At 56.1% G+C, this 22,645-nt stretch carries 22 protein-coding genes; 15 read left to right on the top strand and 7 right to left on the bottom strand.

The window, feature by feature from the left end; all coding sequences use genetic code 11:
- Positions 1 to 18: 18 nt before the first annotated feature.
- The 4 genes from AC2LB6_RS08460 (at position 19) to proY (ending at position 5,344) form a co-directional block, all read left to right on the top strand.
- Entirely contained in the window at positions 19 to 939 is a 921-nt protein-coding gene (locus AC2LB6_RS08460) for a PstS family phosphate ABC transporter substrate-binding protein (RefSeq protein WP_490093163.1), read from the top strand.
- A 164-nt stretch (positions 940 to 1,103) separates the two neighbouring features.
- Positions 1,104 to 2,210, top strand: coding sequence for a cobalamin-independent methionine synthase II family protein (locus AC2LB6_RS08455; RefSeq protein WP_490093162.1), 1,107 nt, complete (start codon positions 1,104 to 1,106; stop codon positions 2,208 to 2,210).
- A 391-nt stretch (positions 2,211 to 2,601) separates the two neighbouring features.
- On the top strand, positions 2,602 to 3,921 hold the full coding sequence (brnQ, locus tag AC2LB6_RS08450; RefSeq protein WP_434150807.1) for a branched-chain amino acid transporter carrier protein BrnQ: 1,320 nt from the start codon (positions 2,602 to 2,604) through the stop codon (positions 3,919 to 3,921).
- A 70-nt stretch (positions 3,922 to 3,991) separates the two neighbouring features.
- A complete protein-coding gene (proY, locus tag AC2LB6_RS08445; protein WP_090963294.1) occupies positions 3,992 to 5,344 on the top strand; it encodes a proline-specific permease ProY in 1,353 nt (450 codons plus the stop codon).
- A gap of 521 nt (positions 5,345 to 5,865) precedes the next feature.
- Here proY and AC2LB6_RS08440 read toward each other — a convergent pair.
- The 3 genes from AC2LB6_RS08440 to AC2LB6_RS08430 form a co-directional block, all read right to left on the bottom strand.
- Positions 5,866 to 7,122 carry a histidine-type phosphatase gene (locus AC2LB6_RS08440; protein ID WP_490093161.1) on the bottom strand — a complete coding sequence of 419 codons (1,257 nt, stop codon included), beginning with the start codon at positions 7,120 to 7,122 and terminating at the stop codon, positions 5,866 to 5,868.
- Positions 7,123 to 7,935 (bottom strand): inositol monophosphatase family protein, encoded by an 813-nt coding sequence (locus AC2LB6_RS08435; RefSeq protein ID WP_090963290.1) that lies wholly within the window; start codon positions 7,933 to 7,935, stop codon positions 7,123 to 7,125. It lies immediately after the preceding gene.
- A gap of 206 nt (positions 7,936 to 8,141) precedes the next feature.
- On the bottom strand, positions 8,142 to 8,723 hold the full coding sequence (locus AC2LB6_RS08430) for an ACP phosphodiesterase (protein ID WP_090963288.1): 582 nt from the start codon (positions 8,721 to 8,723) through the stop codon (positions 8,142 to 8,144).
- Positions 8,724 to 8,826: 103 nt separating this feature from the next.
- Between AC2LB6_RS08430 and queA the strand changes: the two genes are divergently transcribed.
- The 5 genes from queA to secF all read left to right on the top strand — a co-directional run bounded on the left by queA (position 8,827) and on the right by secF (position 14,308).
- Positions 8,827 to 9,897 carry a tRNA preQ1(34) S-adenosylmethionine ribosyltransferase-isomerase QueA gene (gene queA, locus AC2LB6_RS08425; RefSeq protein WP_490093160.1) on the top strand — a complete coding sequence of 357 codons (1,071 nt, stop codon included), beginning with the start codon at positions 8,827 to 8,829 and terminating at the stop codon, positions 9,895 to 9,897.
- 78 nt (positions 9,898 to 9,975) lie between these two features.
- Positions 9,976 to 11,124, top strand: a complete 1,149-nt coding sequence (tgt, locus tag AC2LB6_RS08420) for a tRNA guanosine(34) transglycosylase Tgt (RefSeq protein WP_010255351.1) — start codon at positions 9,976 to 9,978, stop codon at positions 11,122 to 11,124.
- Positions 11,124 to 11,456, top strand: coding sequence for a preprotein translocase subunit YajC (gene yajC, locus AC2LB6_RS08415; RefSeq protein ID WP_010255353.1), 333 nt, complete (start codon positions 11,124 to 11,126; stop codon positions 11,454 to 11,456). The genes tgt and yajC overlap by 1 nt, the downstream gene beginning before the upstream one ends.
- A gap of 25 nt (positions 11,457 to 11,481) precedes the next feature.
- On the top strand, positions 11,482 to 13,329 hold the full coding sequence (gene secD, locus AC2LB6_RS08410) for a protein translocase subunit SecD (RefSeq protein ID WP_490093159.1): 1,848 nt from the start codon (positions 11,482 to 11,484) through the stop codon (positions 13,327 to 13,329).
- Positions 13,330 to 13,339: 10 nt separating this feature from the next.
- On the top strand, positions 13,340 to 14,308 hold the full coding sequence (gene secF / locus AC2LB6_RS08405; protein ID WP_010255357.1) for a protein translocase subunit SecF: 969 nt from the start codon (positions 13,340 to 13,342) through the stop codon (positions 14,306 to 14,308).
- A 61-nt stretch (positions 14,309 to 14,369) separates the two neighbouring features.
- On the opposite strand, the gene AC2LB6_RS08400 is transcribed toward secF, so the two are convergent.
- Complete coding sequence (locus AC2LB6_RS08400; protein WP_490093158.1) at positions 14,370 to 14,948, bottom strand: SadB/YajI family lipoprotein; 579 nt, start codon at positions 14,946 to 14,948, stop codon at positions 14,370 to 14,372.
- Positions 14,949 to 14,964: 16 nt separating this feature from the next.
- A complete protein-coding gene (lysM, locus tag AC2LB6_RS08395) occupies positions 14,965 to 15,402 on the bottom strand; it encodes a peptidoglycan-binding protein LysM (protein WP_010671197.1) in 438 nt (145 codons plus the stop codon).
- Between the two features lie 186 nt (positions 15,403 to 15,588).
- Here lysM and nrdR point away from each other — a divergent pair, with 186 nt between their 5' ends.
- The 6 genes from nrdR (at position 15,589) to pgpA (ending at position 19,659) form a co-directional block, all read left to right on the top strand.
- Entirely contained in the window at positions 15,589 to 16,038 is a 450-nt protein-coding gene (nrdR, locus tag AC2LB6_RS08390) for a transcriptional regulator NrdR (protein ID WP_009091750.1), read from the top strand.
- A 3-nt stretch (positions 16,039 to 16,041) separates the two neighbouring features.
- Positions 16,042 to 17,142 (top strand): bifunctional diaminohydroxyphosphoribosylaminopyrimidine deaminase/5-amino-6-(5-phosphoribosylamino)uracil reductase RibD, encoded by a 1,101-nt coding sequence (ribD, locus tag AC2LB6_RS08385; RefSeq protein WP_490093157.1) that lies wholly within the window; start codon positions 16,042 to 16,044, stop codon positions 17,140 to 17,142.
- 90 nt (positions 17,143 to 17,232) lie between these two features.
- Positions 17,233 to 17,703 (top strand): 6,7-dimethyl-8-ribityllumazine synthase, encoded by a 471-nt coding sequence (gene ribH, locus AC2LB6_RS08380; protein WP_136196561.1) that lies wholly within the window; start codon positions 17,233 to 17,235, stop codon positions 17,701 to 17,703.
- Positions 17,704 to 17,722: 19 nt separating this feature from the next.
- Positions 17,723 to 18,142, top strand: coding sequence for a transcription antitermination factor NusB (gene nusB, locus AC2LB6_RS08375; protein WP_010255372.1), 420 nt, complete (start codon positions 17,723 to 17,725; stop codon positions 18,140 to 18,142).
- A gap of 55 nt (positions 18,143 to 18,197) precedes the next feature.
- A complete protein-coding gene (thiL, locus tag AC2LB6_RS08370) occupies positions 18,198 to 19,175 on the top strand; it encodes a thiamine-phosphate kinase (protein ID WP_090963273.1) in 978 nt (325 codons plus the stop codon).
- Entirely contained in the window at positions 19,165 to 19,659 is a 495-nt protein-coding gene (gene pgpA, locus AC2LB6_RS08365; RefSeq protein WP_090963271.1) for a phosphatidylglycerophosphatase A, read from the top strand. Before thiL ends, pgpA begins: the two co-directional genes overlap by 11 nt.
- A 57-nt stretch (positions 19,660 to 19,716) precedes the next feature.
- Here pgpA and AC2LB6_RS08360 read toward each other — a convergent pair whose 3' ends face one another.
- Entirely contained in the window at positions 19,717 to 20,691 is a 975-nt protein-coding gene (locus AC2LB6_RS08360; protein ID WP_490093156.1) for an aldo/keto reductase, read from the bottom strand.
- Positions 20,692 to 20,771: 80 nt separating this feature from the next.
- Positions 20,772 to 22,637 carry a 1-deoxy-D-xylulose-5-phosphate synthase gene (dxs, locus tag AC2LB6_RS08355; protein ID WP_490093155.1) on the bottom strand — a complete coding sequence of 622 codons (1,866 nt, stop codon included), beginning with the start codon at positions 22,635 to 22,637 and terminating at the stop codon, positions 20,772 to 20,774.
- Positions 22,638 to 22,645 lie beyond the last annotated feature (8 nt).

The raw sequence follows: 22,645 nt of genomic DNA, 5'->3' as shown, positions 1-22,645 counted from the left end.
CGCTGCCGGATCTCCCTGATGCGCCTCCTTCTTTTGTTGATCGTTACTCTGCTGCCGGGCCTGGCACTGGCCCAGCCCGTTACGCTATCCGGCAATCTCAGCAGCGTCGGATCCGATACGCTCGGCTATCTGATGACCCTGTGGGGTGAAGATTTCAGTCGCCAGGCGCCGGGCGTCAATGTGCAGGTTCAGGCCTCCGGTTCTTCTACCGCGCCGACTGCGCTGGCGGCGGGCGCCGCACAGCTCGGGCCGATGAGCCGCCCGATGCAGGCCGATGAGCGCCAGGCTTTTGAGGCGCGCTACGGTTATCTGCCTCTGGCGGTGCCGGTAGCGATGGATGCGCTGGTAGTGGTGGTGAATCAGCGTAACCCGCTGCAGCAGATTGAACCGCGTCAGCTCGACGCCATCTTCTCCGTTACCCGCCTGTGTGGTGCACACAGCGTGCCGCTGCGCTGGGGCGATCTCGGTTTAACCGGCGCGCAGTGGAACCAACGACCCATTCAGCGCTATGGTCGTAACTCTGCCTCCGGCACCTGGGGTTTCTTCAAACAGCAGGTGCTGTGCAAAGGCGATTTTCGCAGCGACGTGGCGGAATTCCCTGGCTCGGCCGCGGTGGTGCAGGCAGTGGCCGGTAATTCGCGCAGCATCGGCTACGCCAGTTTTGGCTTTCACCTCAGCGGCGTAAAAATGCTGGCGGTGATGAATGATCAGGGGCAGGCGATTGCCCCGGATGCTGATGCCATCCGCAGCGGCCGCTATCCCTGGGCACGTCCCCTCTATCTCTATGTTAATAAAGCGCCCGGCAAACCGCTGCCACCGCTGATAGCCGCGTTTCTGCAGCAGGTGCTCTCTCCGCAAGGTCAGCGGCGGGTCAGCGAAGCGGGCTATCTGCCGCTTTCAGACAGTCAGATGGCGCAGGCGCGTGCCGCGCTGCGTTAACCCCGCAAGTTGAATTTTTTTCATCATCACTGAATTTTCTTCAGTTGCAGATGAGCGCGCCTCATGCCACTCTGTATTCAGACATGTAGCCATCCAGATGGCTATTTATATCAGGATGCAATTATTTCCTGCCGTCATTACCGGCAGGAGAGACAGGAGTGATCATGCAAAGAGAAACCGCCCCTTTCCGTGCCGATACCGTTGGCAGCTTCCTGCGTCCCGCTGCGATTAAGCAGGCGCGCGAACAGTTTGCTGCCGGAGAGATTGATGCGGCAGCCCTGCAGCAGGTCGAAGATGATGCGATTCGCGATGTGGTAGCGAAGCAGCGTGAAAATGGCCTGAAAGTGGTCACTGATGGTGAGTTTCGTCGCGGCTGGTGGCACTTCGATTTCTTCTATGGCCTTGACGGCGTCGAGAGCTATGAAGCGGAGCAGGGTATCCAGTTTAATGGCGTGCAGACCAAAGCGCATGGTGTGAAAGTGGTTAGCAAACTCGGTTTCCCGGCGGATCACCCGATGCTGGCGCATTTTCGCTTCCTGCAGAGTATTGCCGGGGATGCGGTGCCGAAAATGACCATTCCCAGCCCCAGCGTTTTACACTTTCGCGGTGGCCGCAAAGTGATTGATGCAGAGGTCTATCCCGATCTGGCGGACTACTTCGAGGATCTGGCGCAGACCTACAAAGCGGCGATTAAGGCATTTTATGATGCGGGTTGCCGCTATCTCCAGCTGGATGACACCGTCTGGGCTTACCTCTGCTCTGAAGATCAGAAGCGCGATATCCGCGCACGCGGCGACGATCCGGATCAGCTGGCACAGACTTACGCGCAGGTGCTGAATAAAGCGCTGGAGGATAAACCTGCTGATCTGACCGTGGGTCTGCATGTCTGTCGCGGGAACTTCCGCTCAACCTGGATCTCAGAGGGTGGCTACGGGCCGGTGGCAGAAATCCTGTTCGGCAGCGTCAACGTGGATGCGTTCTTCCTGGAGTATGACAACGCCCGTTCCGGCGGTTTTGAACCACTGCGTTATATTAAGCCGGGCCATCAGCAGGTGGTGCTGGGCCTCATCACCACGAAAGTGGGTGAACTGGAAGATCCGGCGCAGGTGAAAACCCGGCTGGAAGAGGCGGCGCAGTATGTCAGCCTGGAACAGATCTGCCTCAGCCCGCAGTGCGGTTTTGCGTCAACTGAAGAGGGCAACAGCCTGAGCGAAGCGCAGCAGTGGCAAAAAATTCGCCTGGTCGTCGATATCGCGAATCAGGTCTGGTAGTGCTGTAACGTTGTGCAGACAGGCGCGTAAAACGCGCCTTTTGTGTATCTTCAGCCCCGTTTATGCGGGGATTTCTCACGCTCTGTCTATTATTTAGGCACATCATCTTGTGTGCCTGCAGAAAAAATTAATGCTATCCACTGCCTTTTAGAAAAATGGCGGTATAACCTTCTGGTTTTCCGATCCCGTATTGCCTTTCGCCGCTATAAACGTTTTACTTAGCGCCGTTGTCGATCCATCCCTCTGTGAACAGAATAAAAGCAGCTTAAATCACCTGCGCTTTACCCTGCGACGAGCATAATGCGCTGACATTGTCAGCCAGATCGCGGTTTACACGCAGCGAGGGGACAACACTAACCCAACTTCCACCGCAACATCAGTGACAGGCCGTATGACACATCGTTTAAATTCGAAGGACATTCTCGCGCTGGGCTTTATGACATTTGCCCTGTTTGTTGGTGCGGGTAACATCATTTTCCCGCCAATGGTCGGTATTCAGTCTGGCGAACACGTCTGGACTGCCGCGATTGGTTTTCTTATTACCGCAGTCGGTCTTCCTGTGATGACCGTGATCGCGCTGGCCCGCGTCGGCGGCGGCGTCGATGCGCTCAGCACCCCGATTGGCAAGGTCGCTGGCATCGTGCTGGCTACCGTGTGCTATCTGGCTGTCGGACCGCTGTTTGCCACCCCGCGCACGGCAACGGTCTCGTTTGAGATGGGCATTGCACCGATGACCGGTGATGGCGCGTTGCCGCTGTTCATCTATAGCCTGATTTATTTCGTGCTGGTGATTGGTGTGTCGCTCTATCCGGGCAAGCTCCTCGACACGGTAGGGCACTTCCTTGCGCCACTAAAAATTATCGCGCTGACTGTGCTGGGCGTGGCTGCGTTGGTGTGGCCTGCAGGTGGGACCATTCCGGCAACGGCTGATTATCAGCGTGCGGCGTTCTCCAGCGGTTTCGTTAATGGCTATCTGACCATGGATACGCTGGGCGCGCTGGTATTTGGCATCGTGATTGTCAACGCCGCCCGTTCGCGCGGCGTCGATAATGCCGCGCTGCTGACCCGTTACACCGTCCTGGCAGGCTTGATTGCCGGTCTGGGCCTGACGCTGGTCTACCTCTGCCTGTTTAAACTGGGCGCGGGCAGTGGGGCGCTGGTGGATCAAAATGCCAACGGCGCAGCGATTCTGCATGCGTATGTTCAGCACACTTTTGGCAACATGGGCAGCTTCTTCCTGGCCACGCTGATCTTCATCGCCTGTATGGTGACTGCTGTAGGCCTGACCTGTGCCTGTGCGGAATTTTTTGCGCAATACCTGCCATTATCGTATAAAACGCTGGTGTTTATTCTGGGTCTCTTCTCGATGGTGGTGTCGAACCTCGGACTGAGCCACCTGATTCAGATCTCCATTCCGGTACTGACGGCGATTTATCCGCCTTGTATCGTGCTGGTGGTGCTGAGTTTCACCCTTAACTGGTGGAATAAGAGCAGCCGGATTGTCGCACCAGCCATGCTGGTAAGCCTGCTGTTTGGTATTGTTGATGCGATTAAAACCACCGGGTTTAAAGATTTGCTGCCCGCTTTCAGTCAGCATCTGCCGCTGGCCGATCAGGGTCTTGCCTGGTTGCCGCCGTCGCTGGTGATGCTGCTAATTGCCGCTGTTGTTGATCGGGTGAAAGGGCCGGAACAGGTTGCCGTTCACTCGTAACAGAGAGCACTGATTTTTCTTTAACCACGGGCTTGCCCGTGGTTTTTTCATTTCACAGGTACAGGTTGTTATGCAAGAAACCAACAAGCTCAAACGCGGACTGAGCACGCGCCACATCCGCTTTATGGCGCTGGGATCGGCGATTGGCACCGGGCTGTTTTACGGTTCCGCCGATGCGATAAAAATGGCCGGACCGAGCGTGCTGCTCGCCTATATCATCGGCGGGGCAGTGGCTTATATCATCATGCGCGCGCTGGGTGAGATGTCCGTTAATAATCCTCAGGCCAGCTCCTTCTCACGCTACGCGCAGGACTATCTTGGGCCGATGGCGGGTTACATCACCGGCTGGACCTACTGTTTTGAAATTCTGATTGTAGCGATTGCGGATGTCACCGCGTTCGGCATCTATATGGGCGTCTGGTTCCCCGAGGTGCCGCACTGGATTTGGGTGCTGAGCGTGGTGCTGATTATCGGTGCCGTCAATCTGATGAGTGTGAAGGTGTTCGGCGAAGTGGAGTTCTGGTTCTCCTTCTTCAAAGTCGCCACCATTATCGTGATGATTCTGGCCGGTTTCGGCATGATCATCTGGGGGCTTGGCAACGGCGGTCAGCCGACCGGCATCCATAATCTGTGGACCAACGGCGGCTTCTTTGCGCACGGCGTGGTCGGTATGCTGCTGTCGCTGCAGATGGTGATGTTTGCCTATGGCGGCATCGAGATCATTGGTATCACCGCCGGTGAAGCGAAAGATCCCGAGAAGTCGATTCCGCGCGCCATCAACTCGGTGCCGTGGCGCATTCTGGTGTTCTACGTCGGCACGCTGTTTGTGATTATGTCGATCTATCCGTGGAATCAGGTGGGGACGTCGGGAAGCCCGTTTGTGCTGACCTTCCAGCATCTGGGTATTGCGGCAGCCGCCTCTATTCTCAATTTCGTGGTGCTGACCGCGTCACTCTCGGCGATTAACAGCGATGTGTTTGGCGTGGGCCGCATGCTGCACGGGATGGCGCAGCAGGGACATGCTCCGAAGGTCTTTATGAAGGTCTCTTCGCGCGGGATTCCGTGGGTGACGGTAGTAGTGATGATGTTCGCCATGCTGATTGCGGTTTATCTCAACTATCTGATGCCCGAAAAAGTCTTCCTGGTGATCGCCTCGCTGGCGACCTTTGCAACGGTGTGGGTCTGGATCATGATTCTGCTGTCGCAGATCGCGTTCCGTCGCAAAATTGGCAAAGAGGCGGCGAGTAAGCTGCAGTTTGCGCTGCCAGGCGGCAGCTGGACTGCCGGTGTCGGCGTTGCCTTTCTCTGCTTTATTATCGGCCTGATTGGTTATTTCCCCGATACCCGCATTTCACTCTATGTCGGTATGGTGTGGATTGTGGTGCTGCTGCTGGGCTATAAGCTGGTGCGTAAAACCCGCTAATTTCCTGTTCTGCTCTCCCGATTTACGGGAGAGCAGAACACGCTATTTCCCTCTGTTATTTCCTCATATCTGATTATTTGTGTGATCCACGCCACAACACGAAGTCCTTTTATCCGACGTTAATTTCCTGTCTGCGGAATAAGATCATGCATCACATTATTTCAGCCAATAATTCCGGGAATGATTATTTCAAATAACAATGAATATCGCTGAGGCGTATAACGTGCAACGCGCGACAATCGGGCTTCTGGTAAGAGAGTTCGCGGACGTACAGGCACTTTGGTGCTGGAGGAATCAGAGAGGAAAAAATAAAAAACGGCGAAGCAAGTCGCCGAAATACTCAAGGATTACAGGAAAATAGTTAATAAAGGGATGATTGACGGGACTATCGTAAAACAAAATGCGTGGCACTGATAGTCAGATGATTTAATTAAGAAAAGGTCGGAATGACGTTAATTAACAGCGGTTAACATTATTAAGGCCGCATTGCGGCTACGGCCTTAATTTGATTAGCCACAGGCTCAGGGCAATATAACTGAAACCGGCAGCACAGCGCTGTTATCCAGGTTTTTACGCAGCTGAGTCAGCGTGGATTGATAAGGGCAGAGCAGGCCGACCTCGGTGACTCTGCAGTCTGGCTGATGCCATTCCTGACGTAATAACGGATGTTTATCATCAATGGGTTGCAGCTGGCGGATGCCATCCAGACTCTGCGCCTGAAAATAGATCCGCAAAAAACGATTGCCGCTGCGGGTGTCGCGCCAGCGCTCCAGAACCAGACTGCTGCCCGGCGGAATATTGCCGCGTGAATAGCCGGGTAACTGCCAGCTAAAGTCCATCAGGGTGCGCACCATGGCAATGTTGGTGTCATGCGCCACCAGAATCAGCCAGCGGGTTGGCGAGCTATCAGAAGCAATTTCCTCCAGCAGGGTGTTAAGCAATATTGAGCCACGGCGCTGTGCCTGATAGAGGATGTCGTTGCTGAGATCGTAGTTTGCGGTCAGCAACGGAAGCAGCGAGGTGATCTGCGCGGCCGAGGTGATGTGTCCCCAGGCAAGCTGATCAAACGGCAGATTTTCGCTGTAACCCAGCCGCAGCGTCTCCACCATACTCGCCATCACACTCAGCCCGTAAACGTAAGTGTTGCCGTTGCGGGTCTGCCGGAATGCCCAGGGCGCATCAAATAAGGGGCACTCTGTTGCTGCCGGGCAGACGGCGGCTTTCAATTGCCGAATCGCCGGTTGCAGCTGCTGTTGGAGCTGCGCCAGATTGCCCGCTTTCTGCTGTTTCGCGGCCAGCGCCTGAGCGGGGTCTATCTGGGTAACCGTCAGCTTTTCAGTCTGAAACAGGGGATCGGCATCGCCCTCGACGTGATGCACCGTCACGCCGCAGCCGGGAAACGCTCCGTCCGTCAGCGCCGCGGCCGTGGCGCGGGTGCGCTGCAGCGGACTGGCTCGCACGTAAACCTGGGACGCTTCAGGACAGCCCGCATTCAGCAGGCCGAGCTGGCGATAGTGCTCGCCTTCCCAGCGTCCTTTATTCGCCACGGCGCTGTAGCCGTGGCCAGTCAGCTCGCCATCGGCAGTGGTCCACTGCGTCCAGGGTTGCTGGCTGGCGGCTTCTATCTCTTTGCGATTGCCGGGCGTGGGCGGACGTACGCCGTGACGGCTCAGTTCGACCACTTTCTCCAACTGGTAATCCGCCGCCTGTGACGCCGGGCTTAGCAGCCAGAGAGAACTGAGGAGCAGTGCACAGCGGTACAGGACAGGCAGAGTCATTTACTCCTCCAGAGCGCGATTACCGGTCAGCGCTTTAATTTTTGGATAAAGGGCCGCATTTGCCAGCAACACCGGGTTGCCGTTTTTTAGTCCTTCGTTTCGCAGATAATCATTGGTAACACCGCCTGCTTCACGCATCAGGACGATGCCCGGCAGACTATCCCACGGATGCATATGCGCTTCGTAGTAGCCAATCAGTCGCCCGGCCGCTGCCCAGGCGCTGGTCAGCGCGCCGGAGCCGATGCGAATAAACATACCACCCTGTTCAATTAAGCCGCTAATCAGGCGCGAGGTACTTTCGCCCGGGGTCCGGCTGGAGTTGCTGATGCCGAGCAAACCTTCGTTAAGATGCTCAGCATCATGAACCTGCAGACGGCTCTCGTTGACCCACGCGCCCTGGCCTGCTCGTGCGTGAAACAGCTCCTGATGGTTGGGATCGCAGACCACGCCGATCACCGGTTCGCCATTACAGACGACAGCCAGCGAGACGCACCAGTTAGGCAGGCCATTGACGAAGCAGGCGGTGCCATCGATTGGATCGACGACCCAGATAAAAGGCGTGCCCTCAACCTCGCCGCCACTCTCTTCACCATAGACGGCATCCTCAGGAAAACGCTCAGCAATTAACGACTTAATCAATGCTTCAACGTTTCGATCAGCCTCGCTGACCACATCCTGCAAATCCCTTTTGTGTTCCACGACCAGTGTCTGACGCTGCTGATACCAAGATAAGGCCCGGCTGCCCGCCGCACGGGCGATGTCGCAGGCGTAACGATAACGCGCGTCTATTTCAGAATGCGAAGCGGATGACATCTTTTCCTCTTATGATTTTTTTGCCATAACGAACGGAAGGTGCGCCTGAACAGGCGGTCTGGCTGTGATGTTTTCTTAACTATTGTTAAGAAAGGCTTCATTAAGCCGCAGATAAGCAGCAATGGCAAGATGGCGCAGAGGGGGAGAGGGGCTTTTTATGCAGGCGAAAGCTGGCATCCGCCAGCCCGGCAGCAGAGGATCGGGTTTTACAGGGTTCTGCTGGATGCCAGCGCCATTAAACGCGGATAAAAAACAAAAAACAGCGCTTCCAGCTGATCATAGTGTTCGGTGAAATCGTGGTAAGAGTCGCGCAGTGCCGCCAGGCGTGGACGGCGGCTGGCCATGCCGTGCAGCACCCGTTCCAGCCGCGCTGGCTGGGCATAATGCTCAAACCAGCGCTCGCGCCACATCACCGCGTTGAGTTCCTGAAACTCCACGGGCGTGTCAGCCAGCTGCGGAATGATTTCGTGCTCGGCGGCGGCAGAAAAGGCGACCAGCGTCTGGTCCGGCGTGAATCGCTGCCAGTGACGAGCGAGAAAATGGTCCCATATGACGTCCAGCGTAATGGGTGCTACACGATAAGTCTCCGCACGGAACAACTGACGGGCGCTGCGCACTTCCGGCAGTGCATCGGTCATTACATCCAGACGACGATGCATCAGAATGCCGTCCGCGACAGGCGCAGACCAGTGCTGGTGCGGGTTGCCACGCACAAAGTCGGCCATTAAATTGCCGAGCAGGGAGCTGTCGGCCAGCCTGGCCAGATGGAGATGCGCAAGAAAGTTCATGCTGCATTATAGGCTGAACTGCCTTTGCGCAGCCAGTTGTTCAGAAATGGTCGTTTTTCCGCTAAACTGTGCCGCCTGTTTTTGCCTGAGAAAGAACATTTCAATGCGTGTCGCCGATTTTGCTTTTGAATTGCCCGAATCCCTGATTGCTCACTATCCCCAGGCGCAGCGCAGCGGCTGTCGCCTGCTGTCGCTGGATGGTCCCAGCGGGGCCTTGTCACACGGTGTTTTCACCGACGTGCTGGATAAGCTAAATCCGGGCGATCTGCTGGTGTTCAACAACACCCGTGTGATTCCGGCGCGCGTCTTTGGCCGTAAAGCCAGCGGCGGCAAAATTGAAATGCTGGTGGAGCGGATGCTCGACGACAAACGCGTACTGGCGCACGTACGTGCCTCGAAAGCGCCGAAGCCGGGTGCAGAACTGCTGCTGGGCGAAGATGAGAGCGTGAAAGCGACCATGGTGGCACGTCACGATGCGCTGTTTGAGATCGTTTTTGATGATGAGCGCGCCGTACTCGACATTCTCAACAGCGTCGGTCATATGCCACTGCCGCCATATATCGATCGTCCCGATGAAGAGGCGGATCGCGAGCTTTATCAGACGGTTTACAGCGTCCGTCCGGGTGCCGTCGCGGCTCCGACCGCTGGTCTGCACTTTGATGAACCGCTGCTGCAGGCGCTGAAAGAAAAGGGCATTGAGATGGCGTTTGTGACGCTGCATGTCGGTGCAGGTACCTTCCAGCCGGTGCGCGTCGAGACCATCGAAGAGCACCATATGCATGCTGAATATGCCGAAGTGCCGCAGGAGGTTGTCGACGCGGTGCTGGGCTGTAAAGCGCGTGGTAATAAAGTGGTCGCCGTCGGCACCACCTCCGTCCGTTCGCTGGAGAGCGCCGCCAAAGCGAGTCAGGATGCCCTGATTGCGCCGTTCTTCGACGATACCCAGATTTTTATCTATCCGGGCTATGAGTATCAGGTGATTGATGCGCTGATCACCAACTTCCATCTGCCCGAATCGACTCTGATTATGCTGGTCTCGGCGTTTGCCGGTTATCAGCACACCATGGCCGCGTACCGCGCAGCCGTGGCTGAGCAATATCGTTTCTTCAGTTATGGTGACGCGATGTTTATCAGCAAAAATCCGCAGGCGCCGCTGGAAAAAGTGGGCGACTGATTTATTAACCGATAGCCGGAATCGACTGAGAGCGACTGAAGGTTATCTGCATCGGACTGTTTCTCCGATGGAGGCTTTGTGAAATTTGAACTTGATACCACAGACGGGCGCGCACGCCGTGGCCGTCTGATTTTTGATCGCGGTGTGGTGGAAACCCCTGCATTTATGCCCGTTGGCACCTATGGCACCGTTAAAGGCATGACGCCGGAAGAAGTGCAGGAGACCGGCGCGCAGATCATTCTGGGCAATACCTTCCATCTCTGGCTGCGTCCGGGTCAGGAGATCATGAAACTGCATGGCGATCTGCATGACTTTATGCAGTGGAAAGGACCGATCCTGACCGACTCCGGCGGCTTCCAGGTCTTCAGCCTGGGTGACATCCGTAAAATCACCGAAGCGGGCGTGCATTTCCGTAACCCGATCAACGGCGACCCGATCTTCCTCGATCCGGAAAAATCGATGGAGATTCAGTACGACCTCGGTTCCGACATCGTAATGATTTTCGATGAATGTACGCCCTATCCGGCGGACTGGGACTATGCCAAACGCTCGATGGAGATGTCGCTGCGCTGGGCGCAACGCAGTCGTGACCGTTTTGACAGCCTGGGCAATAAAAATGCGCTATTTGGCATTATTCAGGGCTCGGTTTACGAAGATTTACGAGATGTCTCGGTGAAAGGTCTGGTAGAGATTGGCTTTGATGGGTACGCTGTGGGCGGCCTGGCGGTGGGTGAGCCTAAGCAGGACATGCACCGTATTCTTGAGCACGTCTGTCCGCAGCTTCCGCAGGATAAACCGCGTTATCTGATGGGTGTCGGCAAGCCAGAAGATCTGGTTGAGGGCGTCCGTCGCGGCGTCGACATGTTTGACTGCGTGATGCCGACCCGTAATGCCCGAAATGGTCATCTGTTTGTGACCGAGGGTGTGGTGAAAATCCGCAACGCCAGATACAAAGATGACACTGCGCCACTGGATGCGGAGTGTGATTGTTACACCTGTCGCAATTATAGCCGCGCCTACTTGTATCATCTCGACCGTTGTAACGAAATACTGGGCGCGCGTCTGAACACTATCCACAATTTGCGCTATTACCAGCGCCTGATGGCAGGTTTACGCCAGGCCATCGAAGAGGGTAAATTAGAGCGCTTTGTAAACGAGTTCTACCAACGGACGGGCAAAGAAGTTCCGCCTTTAACGTCTGATAATTCATCAATGAGGGAAATTTAATGAGCTTTTTCATTTCTGACGCCGTGGCCGCAGCAGGCGCACCGTCTCAGGGAAGTCCGTATTCTCTGGTGATCATGCTGGTGGTGTTTGGTCTGATTTTCTATTTCATGATCCTGCGTCCGCAGCAGAAACGTGCGAAAGAGCACAAGAAGCTGATGGATTCTATCTCTAAGGGTGATGAAGTGCTGACCAGCGGTGGCCTTGTAGGCCGCGTAACAAAAGTCTCTGACACGGGCTACGTAGCTATCGCGCTGAATGACACCAATGAAGTCGTCATTAAACGTGATTTCGTCGCCGCCGTGCTGCCTAAAGGCACTATCAAGGCGCTGTAATTCTTTCTTCCCTAAGGGAACTGCCGTGTTAAATCGTTATCCTTTGTGGAAGTACGTGATGCTGGTCGTCGTGATTCTCGTCGGCCTGCTCTATGCGCTTCCCAACCTGTATGGTGAGGATCCGGCCGTTCAAATCACTGGTGCGCGCGGAAGCGCCGCCAGTGAGCAGACGTTGGATCAAATTCAGTCCGCATTAAAACAAGACAATATCCAGAGCAAATCTGTTGCGCTGGAAAATGGTGCGATTACCGCGCGCTTCAATAATACGGATGTGCAGTTACGCGCCCGTGAAGCGATCATGAAAGCGTTGGGTGAAAACTACGTTGTTGCGCTGAACCTCGCGCCAGCCACGCCTCGCTGGCTGTCGATGCTGTCAGCAGAACCGATGAAACTCGGTCTCGATCTGCGTGGTGGTGTGCACTTCCTGATGGAAGTGGACATGGACACCGCACTCGGCAAACTGCAGGAGCAGAATGCTGACTCGCTGCGTAGCGACCTGCGCACCAAAAGTATCCCTTACACCACCGTCAACAAAATCGCGAACTACGGCGTGGAAATTCGTTTCCGTGACGCTGCCAGTCGTGATGCGGCGATCTCCTGGCTGGCCTCGCGTCATCAGGATCTGGTGATCAACAGCAGCGGCAGCGATGCTCTGCGTGCCACCATGAGCGATGCCCGTCTCAGCGAAGCGCGTGAATATGCGGTTCAGCAGAACATTACGATTCTGCGTAACCGTGTAAACCAACTGGGCGTGGCTGAACCGCTGGTTCAGCGTCAGGGCTCCGATCGCATCGTGGTTGAGCTGCCGGGTATTCAGGATACGGCGCGTGCCAAAGAGATTCTGGGCGCAACCGCGACGCTGGAATTCCGCCTGGTTAACACCAGCGTGGATCCCACTGCGGCGGCCAGTGGCCGTGTTCCGGGTGACTCAGAAGTTAAAGACATGCGTGATGGCCAGCCGGTCGTCCTCTATAAGCGGGTGATTCTGACCGGTGACCATATCACCGACTCAACCTCCAGCATGGATGAGTACAACCAGCCACAGGTGAACATTTCACTCGATGGCGCAGGCGGTAACATCATGTCCAACTTCACCAAGGACAACATCGGCAAGCCGATGGCGACCCTGTTTGTGGAGTACAAGGACAGCGGTAAAAAAGATGCCAACGGCCGTTCAATTCTGGTGAAACAGGAAGAGGTGATTAACGTCGCTAATATCCAGTCTCGCCTGGGGAACAGCTTCCGCATCACCGGTATCAACAACCCGAACGAAGCGCGTCAGCTGTCGCTGCTTCTGCGTGCCGGTGCGCTGATTGCGCCAATCCAGATTGTGGAAGAGCGTACTATCGGGCCGACCATGGGTCAGCAAAACATTACTCAGGGTCTGGAAGCCTGCCTGTGGGGTCTGCTCGCCTCGATCCTGTTTATGGTGGTGTTCTATAAGAAGTTTGGTCTGATTGCGACGAGTGCGCTGCTGGTTAACCTGGTGCTGATTGTCGGCGTCATGTCCCTGCTGCCTGGCGCGACCCTGACCATGCCGGGTATTGCCGGTATCGTGTTAACACTGGCGGTAGCAGTCGATGCTAACGTACTGATTAACGAACGTATTAAAGAAGAGCTGCGTAACGGGCGCTCGGTTCAGCAGGCAATTCATGAGGGCTACAAAGGCGCCTTCTCCAGTATTGTCGATGCGAACGTGACCACCCTGATCAAAGTTATCATTCTTTACGCGGTCGGCACCGGTTCGATCAAAGGCTTTGCTATTACCACCGCAATTGGTATCGCGACCTCAATGTTCACCGCGATTGTCGGTACCCGTGCCATTGTTAACCTGGTTTACGGTGGCAAACGCATCAACAAGCTGTCTATCTGAGGAGTGCGTTGTGGCACAGGAATATAACATTGAGCAGTTAAACCACGGGCGTAAAGTCGTCGACTTTATGCGCTGGGATAAGCTGGCCTTCATCATTTCAGGACTGCTGATTCTCGCCGCGATTGCTATCGTGGGTGTGCGTGGTTTTAACTGGGGCCTCGATTTCACCGGTGGTACGGTGATTGAGATCGCGCTGGAAAAACCGGCCGATCTTGAAGTCCTGCGTGGTGATCTGGTTAAAGCGGGCTTTGACGAGCCGCTGGTGCAGAACTTTGGTAGCAGCCGTGACGTCATGGTGCGTATGGCACCGGTTACCGGCCCGGCGGGTACTGAGTTAGGCAATAAAGTGGTGTCGGTGATCAACCAGACTACGCAGCAAAACGCGACCGTTAAGCGCATTGAGTTCGTTGGCCCGAGTGTGGGTAGCGACCTGGCGCAGGCGGGTGCGATGGCGCTGTTGTCTGCACTGATTGCGATTCTGATCTATATCGGTTTCCGCTTTGAGTGGCGTCTGGCGCTGGGTACCGTGCTGGCGCTGGCGCATGACGTGATCATCACCTGCGGCCTGCTGGCGCTGTTCCGCATTGAAATCGACCTGACGATTGTTGCCTCGCTGATGTCGGTGATTGGCTACTCGCTTAACGATAAAATCGTGGTCTCTGACCGTATTCGTGAAAACTTCCGCAAGATCCGTCGCGGCAGCTCTTATGATATTACGAACGTGTCACTGACCCAGACGTTAAGCCGTACGCTGATTACTTCACTGACTACGCTGGCGATGATCCTCATCCTGTTCGTGTTTGGTGGTGCGCTGCTGAAAGGCTTCTCACTGACCATGCTGATTGGTGTGACGATTGGTACGATTTCATCCATTTATGTCTCTTCGGCGCTGGCGCTGAAGCTGGGCATGAAGCGTGAACATATGCTGGTGCAGAAAGTCGAGAAAGAGGGTGCGGATCAGCCTTCTATCCTGCCTTAATCGCGCGTCAGAAATAAAAACGGGCAGCCTTTTGGCTGCCCGTTTTTTTTTGCACCCTCTGCTAAGGATTAGCGGGTGCAGCAGGGGAGGTCTGGGCCGGTCCGTCACCGGTTACGTTATGCACGCGGACATAACCCAGCTGCTCTGGTGTCAGGCCGCTGAGGCGGAGCGGGATGCTCGCCGAATGCTGCGGGAGCAGCGAGGCAGGCACCGCGACGGTCTGAGTCAGACTGTCGTTGTTCAGCGGTTTACCGGTCGCCGGGTCGAGTTCACCCCAGATCACCGTCGCGTGCAGGGCGGGCAGAGGCCGGTCATCCATTGAGCGCACAGTCAGGGTTGCCCGCGAGCCGCTGGCTTCGGCGGTGACAGGCGACAGCGTCAGTCGTAGCGTACCGAGTTGAGTCTGCAGCGCCACCGGCGTGTTCGCCTGCGGCACCAGCCAGGCACCTTGCTGCAACTGGCTGTTAAGCTGCCCCTGGATCTCCAGCGCGCTGGCCTGTGTAGTCAGGTGCTGCATCTGCTGATTCAGCTGACTCACTTCCTGATGCAACTCTCTGACCTGAGGATTACTGGCCGTGCTGCTGCAGCCGCTCAACGTGACAAGAGAGAGTGCCACCGGAATCCAAACCATCCTGCTCATAAGTTATCCTTGTCCGTTATTTTGGAATACGTAAAACCTGGCCAGGATAGATCTTATCAGGATGCGAGAGCATTGGCTTATTCGCTTCGAAAATCTTGTTATATTCGTTAGCGTTGCCATAAACCTGTTTTGAAATCGCGCTCAGCGTGTCGCCTTTTTTCACGGTGTAGAGCTCTGACTCGGCCGCGCTATCTGTCACGGTCACCTTGTCTTCGACTTTCGTGATACCTGCCACGTTACCTGCCGCGATCAGAATCTTCTCTTTCAGCTCCTGGGAAAGGCCATCGCCGGTCACGGTCACGGTATCGCCATTAACCTTCACGTCGACCTTGTCGCTGTCAGGCAAGCCGAGCTTATTGATGTGATCCTGCAGCTTTTTATTCTGGTCATCACCGCCGTTTACGGCGTCCCAAAGTTTTTCACCGGCTTCTTTCACAAAGTTAAACAGACCCATACAACCTCCCGTGTATTAGTGAAAAATTTTAATTGCAGCTCTTAAAGCGTAGTCCCTTTTGCCGCAGACGAAATTTAGCATCGTTTATCCTGCGATGAGAAGCCCAGGAAAGGCACGGAAGAGATTTTGTTGATTCGCAGTTCGCGCTACACTGTCAGACCCATCACTCTCGCGTCAGGAAACGTCATGCATTGCCCATTCTGCTCCGCTGTGGACACCAAAGTGATTGATTCTCGTCTGGTTAGTGAAGGCTCCTCGGTGCGCCGCCGCCGCCAGTGTCTGATGTGTCATGAACGCTTCACCACCTTTGAGGTGGCGGAACTGGTGATGCCGCGCGTGGTGAAAAGCAATGACGTGCGCGAACCCTTCAATGAAGACAAAATGGCCAGCGGGATGATGAAAGCGCTTGAGAAGCGTCCGGTCAGTGCCGACGCGGTTGAAAGCGCTGTGAACCATATTAAAACTCAGCTGCGCGCCACCGGCGAACGCGAGATCCCCAGTAAGCTGATTGGCAATCTGGTGATGGATGAGCTGAAAAAGCTCGATAAAGTCGCCTATATTCGCTTCGCCTCGGTTTACCGCAGCTTTGAAGATATTCGTGATTTTGGCGAAGAGATCGCCCGGTTACAGGATTAAAGTATGGATGAGCGCTATATGGCGCGCGCGCTGGAACTGGCGCGACGCGGTCGTTTTACGACCATGCCGAACCCGAATGTCGGCTGCGTGATTGTGCGCGATGGCGAAGTGGTCGGTGAGGGCTGGCATCAGCGCGCTGGTGAACCGCATGCCGAAGTTCACGCGCTGCGCATGGCTGGCGAAAAAGCGCGTGGCGCAACCGCCTATGTCACGCTGGAGCCCTGCAGCCATCATGGCCGCACGCCGCCCTGCTGTGATGCACTGATCGCTGCAGGCGTCACCCGTGTGGTAGCTGCCATGCAGGATCCTAATCCGCAGGTTGCGGGTCGTGGACTGCACCGTCTGCATCAGGCGGGCATTGAAGTCAGCCACGGCCTGATGATGCCGGAAGCGGAAGCGCTGAATCGCGGCTTCCTGAAGCGTATGCGCACCGGCTTCCCCTGGATTCAGCTTAAGCTGGGCGCGTCACTGGATGGTCGCACGGCAATGACCAGCGGCGAAAGCCAGTGGATCACCTCGGCGGCTGCCCGTCGTGATGTGCAACGTCTGCGTGCGCAGAGCGCCGCTATCCTTAGCAGCAGCGCCACGGTGCTGGCGGACAATCCCTCTCTGACGGTGCGCTGGTCTGAGCTCAATGCAGAGACCCGGTCTCTGCTTGATGAGCAGCAGCTGCGTCAGCCGGTGCGGGTGATTATCGACAGCCAGAATCGCGTGACACCGCAGCATCGGCTCATTTCGCAGCCGGGCGAAACCTGGCTGATGCGTCATGAGCCGGATCAGCAGAGCTGGCCCGCTGAGGTGACGCAGATTGCTGTTCCGCTGCGCGAACAGCAGTTGGATCTGGTGGCCATGATGATGCTGCTGGGAAGACGACAGATTAACAGCGTCTGGGTTGAAGCAGGGGCCTCGCTGGCCGGTGCCCTGTTGCAGGCCGGACTGGTCGATGAACTGATTGTTTATCTGGCACCTAAGCTGTTAGGTCACGAAGGACGCGGCCTGTGTCAGCTGCCGGGACTCAGCCAGCTGGCTGACGCGCCTGCCTTCCGATTCAGCGATGTCCGGCAGGTCGGTGACGATTTACGCCTGACCCTGACACCACAATAACACGGTCGGAAAAGCGAGAGCACGCCGCCCAAGAGTATGATAGAATCCGCCCCCCTGCGCGGGGCTAACCAAACCCCTGAAAGGATAAGTATGAAAGTTATCGAAGCTGCTGTTGCAACGCCTGAGGCCAATGTTGCCATCGTTATCGCGCGTTTTAACAACTTCATTAATGACAGCCTGCTGGATGGCGCAGTTGATGCCCTGAAACGTATCGGCCAGGTCAAAGATGACAATATCACCGTAGTCTGGGTGCCTGGTGCTTACGAACTGCCTCTGGCAGCCCGTGCGCTGGCAAACTCCGGCAAATATGATGCGATTATCGCACTCGGCACCGTCATTCGTGGTGGCACTGCCCACTTCGAATATGTGGCGGGTGAAGCCAGCTCCGGTATCGCCAGCGTTGCCATGAACAGCGACATTCCAGTCGCGTTTGGCGTGCTGACCACTGAAAGCATCGAGCAGGCCATTGAGCGTGCCGGCACCAAAGCGGGTAACAAAGGTGCTGAAGCGGCTCTGACTGCGCTCGAAATGATCAACGTATTGAAAGCCATTAAAGCCTGATTTTTGTAAGGGGAATTTTGTGAAACCTGCTGCTCGTCGTCGCGCCCGTGAGTGCGCTGTTCAGGCGCTTTACTCCTGGCAGTTGTCGAATAACGACATTGCCGATGTGGAATACCAGTTTCTGGCGGAACAGGACGTCAAAGACGTCGATATTACCTACTTCCGCGAACTGCTGTCCGGTGTGGCGACCAACAGTGCGTATCTGGATGGACTGATGAAGCCCTATCTGTCGCGTCAGCTCGAAGAGCTGGGCCAGGTAGAAAAAGCTATCCTGCGCATCTCGCTGTATGAGCTGAGCAAACGTAATGATGTGCCTTATAAAGTGGCCATCAACGAAGGGATTGAGCTGGCGAAAGTCTTCGGTGCCGAAGACAGTCATAAATTTGTTAACGGCGTGCTCGATAAAGCCGGTCCACAAATTCGACCCAATCGCAAATAAACAAAAAGGCCGGCTTGCCGGCCTTTTTTCATAAAGGGTTAAGCGGAACGCAATTATGTCTTGTGGTGAATTTGAACTCATCGCACGCTACTTCAACCGCAGAACACGCAGCCGCCGTGATGTCGAACTCGGCATCGGTGACGATTGTGCGTTACTTAGCGTGCCAGAAAAACAGACGCTGGCGATCAGCACCGATACACTGGTCGCGGGTGTGCACTTCTTACGGGATATCCATCCTGCCGATCTGGGTTACAAAGCCCTGGCTGTGAATCTCAGCGACCTTGCTGCTATGGGCGCCGATCCCGCATGGCTGACGCTGGCCCTGACGCTGCCGCAGGTTGATGAGAGCTGGCTCTCTGCCTTCAGTGAAAGCCTGTTTGAACTGCTGGAATATTACGATATGCAGCTGGTGGGCGGCGATACTACGCGTGGCCCGCTGAGTCTGACGCTGGCCATTCACGGTCTGGTGCCGCAGGGCCGCGCCCTGAAGCGTTCCGGCGCGAAGCCGGGCGACTGGATCTTCGTGACCGGCACGCTGGGTGACAGCGCGGCGGGTCTGGCACTGCTGCAGCATCACTGCCGCATCAGCGATCCGGCGGTGCATGAAGCGCTGATTAAACGTCATCTGCGTCCGATGCCGCGCATTCTGCAGGGTCAGGCACTGCGATCGCTGGCCTCCTCTGCGGTGGACATTTCCGATGGTCTGATTTCCGATCTCGGCCATGTGCTGAAAGCCAGCGGCTGCGGCGCACGGCTTAACCTGGATGCGTTGCCGCTATCGGCGGCGCTGCGCGACCACTTCGAGCCTGAGCAGGTACTGCGCTGGGCGCTGAGTGGCGGCGAAGACTACGAACTCTGCTTCACCGTGCCCGAAGTGAATCGCGGCGCGCTGGATGTGGCGCTGGGGCATCTGGGCGTGCCTTATACCTGCATCGGACAGATGGCACCGGAGTCGGAAGGCTTGACGCTGCTGGATAATGGCAAGCCCGCCACATTCCGTCATAAAGGGTTTGATCATTTTGATGCTAAATAACGACGTGGCGAAGAGTCGCCTGCGGATGAGTAATCCCTGGCATCTGCTGGCGACCGGTTTCGGCAGCGGATTAAGCCCGGTCGTGCCTGGTACTATGGGATCGCTGGCAGCCATCCCATTCTGGTGGCTGATGACCTTTCTGCCACAGGATCTCTATTCACTGGTCGTGCTGGTCGGTATCTGCGTCGGCGTTTATCTCTGCCATCGCACCGCCAAAGATATGGGCGTACACGATCACGGAAGTATTGTCTGGGATGAGTTTATCGGCATGTGGATTACGCTGATGGCGATTCCGGTCAACAGCTGGCAATGGGTATTGGGTGGCTTTGTGCTGTTCCGTATCCTGGATATGTGGAAGCCGTGGCCGATTCGCTGGTTTGACCGCAATGTGCATGGCGGTATGGGCATAATGGTTGATGATATTATTGCTGGCGTGATTTCCGCTGCCATGCTCTATGGCATTGGGGTCTGGCTGGCGGCTTAACCGCCGATGCTAAGCGCCTGATAAGAGGTGACGCCCTGGAAAGACGTCACCTCGGGTTTACTCGAATCCTACCGCCTGATGCTCCTGATAGCTCTCTTCCAGCAGTTTAATCTCTTCGTCATTCAGCGTGACATCCACCGCCTTCACCAGATCCTCAAACTGCTCAGCACGCGACGCGCCAATAATCGGTGCGGTAACGGCAGGCTTACTCAGCAGCCAGGCCAGCGCAACCTGCGCCCGCGTTACACCTTTACTTTCCGCCACCTGCGCCAGCCGCTCTGAAATCACCGCATCATTCTCTTCAGTCTTGTCATAGAGCTTCGCCATCACCTGGTCAGAGGCGGAACGCGCAGTGTTCTCACCCCACGGGCGGGTCAGCTTACCGCGCGCCAGCGGACTCCAGGGCAGCACGGCGATCTGCTCTTTCAGACAGAGCGGATGCATTTCACGCTCTTCTTCGCGCTGAATCAGGTTGTACTGATCCTGCATGCTGACAAAGCGATGCCAGCCCTGTTCCGACTGCATCTGTAACGCCTGAGCAAACTGGCTGGCGTGCATCGACGAGGCACCGATATAGCGGGCTTTGCCAGCCTTCACCACCTCATGCAGCGCTTCCAGCGTCTCTTCCAGCGGCGTGTCGTAGTCCCAGCGGTGAATCTGCAGCAGGTCGACATACTCCATGCCGAGACGCTGCAGGCTGTCATCAATCGATTGCAGGATATTCTTGCGCGACAGGCCCTGTGAAAGATTGGTCAGCGGGAAATAGACTTTAGTGGCGACCACAATCTCTTCACGGCGGGCGAAATATTTCAGCGCCCGGCCCAGGATCTCTTCACTGCTGCCATCTGAGTAGCTGTTCGCGGTATCAAAGAAGTTGATGCCCGCGTTCAGTGCCTGCTGGATCAGGGGACGGCTGCTCTCTTCCGGCAGCGTCCAGGCGTGATTACCGCGCGTTGGCTCGCCATAGGTCATACAACCCAGACAGAGGCGCGACACCTGCAGATCGGTGGTACCCAGTTGAATCGTTTTCATGGTGGAGGCTCCTGCGAAAGTGCAAAGGTTACAGCATAGCAGGATGTTGCGCTCCCCAGGGGGAGCGCACAGGGAGGAGGTTACTGCGCCAGCCAGCGGGCGATCTGTTGCTGAATGCCTTCGGCGTCCAGCAGATAGTCATGGCGCACTTCATCCTGCGTGCCCTGCGGGATGAACTCATCGGGCAGGCCGATGTTAAGCACATGAACCGTCAGGCGTTTTGCCATGATAAATTCATTTACGCCGCTACCCGCTCCGCCTTTGATTGCGCCTTCTTCCAGCGTAATGAGTGAGTCGTGCGTGGCGGCGAGCTCGGCGATCAGCGCCTCATCCAGCGGCTTCACAAAGCGCATATCCACCAGGGTCGCGTTCAGCGCTTCCGCCGTGGCGGCGGCTTCCGGTAGCAGGGTACCGAAGTTCAGAATCGCCAGCTTTTCACCCTGACGTTTCACAACCGCTTTACCCAGCGGCAGGCTCTGCAGCGGAGCCAGCGGCGTGCCGACACCCGTGCCGCGCGGATAGCGCACTGCACTTGGGCCAGCCTGATGGTGATAGCCGGTGTAGAGCATCTGCCGACACTCATTCTCATCGCTTGGGGTCATGATCACCATATCCGGCACGCAGCGCAGATAGGCGAGATCAAACGCGCCCTGGTGAGTCTGACCATCCGCACCAACAATACCACCGCGATCGATAGCAAACAGGACCGGCAGTTTCTGGATAGCGACGTCATGGATCAGCTGATCGTAGGCGCGCTGCAGGAAAGTGGAGTAGATAGCTACAATCGGTTTATAGCCGCCAATCGCCATACCGGCTGCGAAAGTCACCGCATGCTGCTCGGCGATCGCCACATCGAAATATTGTTTCGGGAATTCGCGTGAGAAGGCCACCATGCCGGAGCCTTCGCGCATTGCTGGCGTAATCGCCATCAGTTTCGGATCGTCGGCAGCCATTTCGCACAGCCAGTTACCGAAGATTTTAGAGTAGCTCGGCAGACCTTCCGCGCTTTTTGGCAGTTCGCCAATTGCAGGATCGAATTTAGGCACGGCGTGCCAGGCAATCGGATCTTCCTCTGCCGGCGCGTAGCCTTTGCCTTTTTTGGTCATGATATGCAGGAACTGCGGCCCTTTCAGGCTGCGCATATTGCTCAGCGTATTCACCAGCGTCAGCACATCGTGACCGTCAACCGGGCCGATGTAGTTAAAGCCCAGCTCTTCAAACAGGGTGCCCGGCACAACCATGCCTTTAAGATGCTCTTCGGTGCGTCTTACCAGTTCTTTAATCGGCGGCAGGCTGGTCAGCACACGCTTGCTGCCTTCGCGCAGTCGCGCGTAGGTTTTACCCGACAGGATCTGCGCCAGGCGGTTATTCAGCGCACCAACGTTTTCGGAGATCGACATCTCGTTGTCGTTGAGGATGACCAGCATGTCCGGCTTAATATCACCGGCATGGTTCATCGCTTCAAATGCCATACCCGCAGTGATGGCGCCATCGCCAATAATACAGGCGGTGCGACGGCCCTGACCTTCACGTTCTGCTGCTGCTGCCATGCCAAGACCGGCACTGATGGAGGTCGATGAGTGACCGACGCTTAAGACGTCATATTCACTTTCGCCGCGCCACGGAAAAGGGTGTACGCCATTTTTCTGACGAATGGTGCCGATGCGATCGCGGCGACCGGTCAGAATTTTGTGCGGATAAGCCTGATGACCCACATCCCATACCAGATGGTCAAAGGGGGTGTTATAGACATAATGTAGCGCGACCGTCAGTTCGACTACGCCCAGACCCGATGCAAAATGGCCGCTGGAGCGGCTCACACTGTCTAACAGATACTGACGCAGTTCATCACACAGCGCAGGCAACTTCTCTTTTGGCAGGGCGCGCAGCTCCTGGACCGTGTTTGCCAGCGCCAGTGTCGGGTATTTAGCAATATCAAAACTCATCAGAGACT

This window comes from Pantoea sp. RCC30.1, assembly GCF_058148845.1.
Note: the sequence above shows the minus strand (reverse complement) of the source record. Positions and strands in the feature narration are given on the sequence as shown.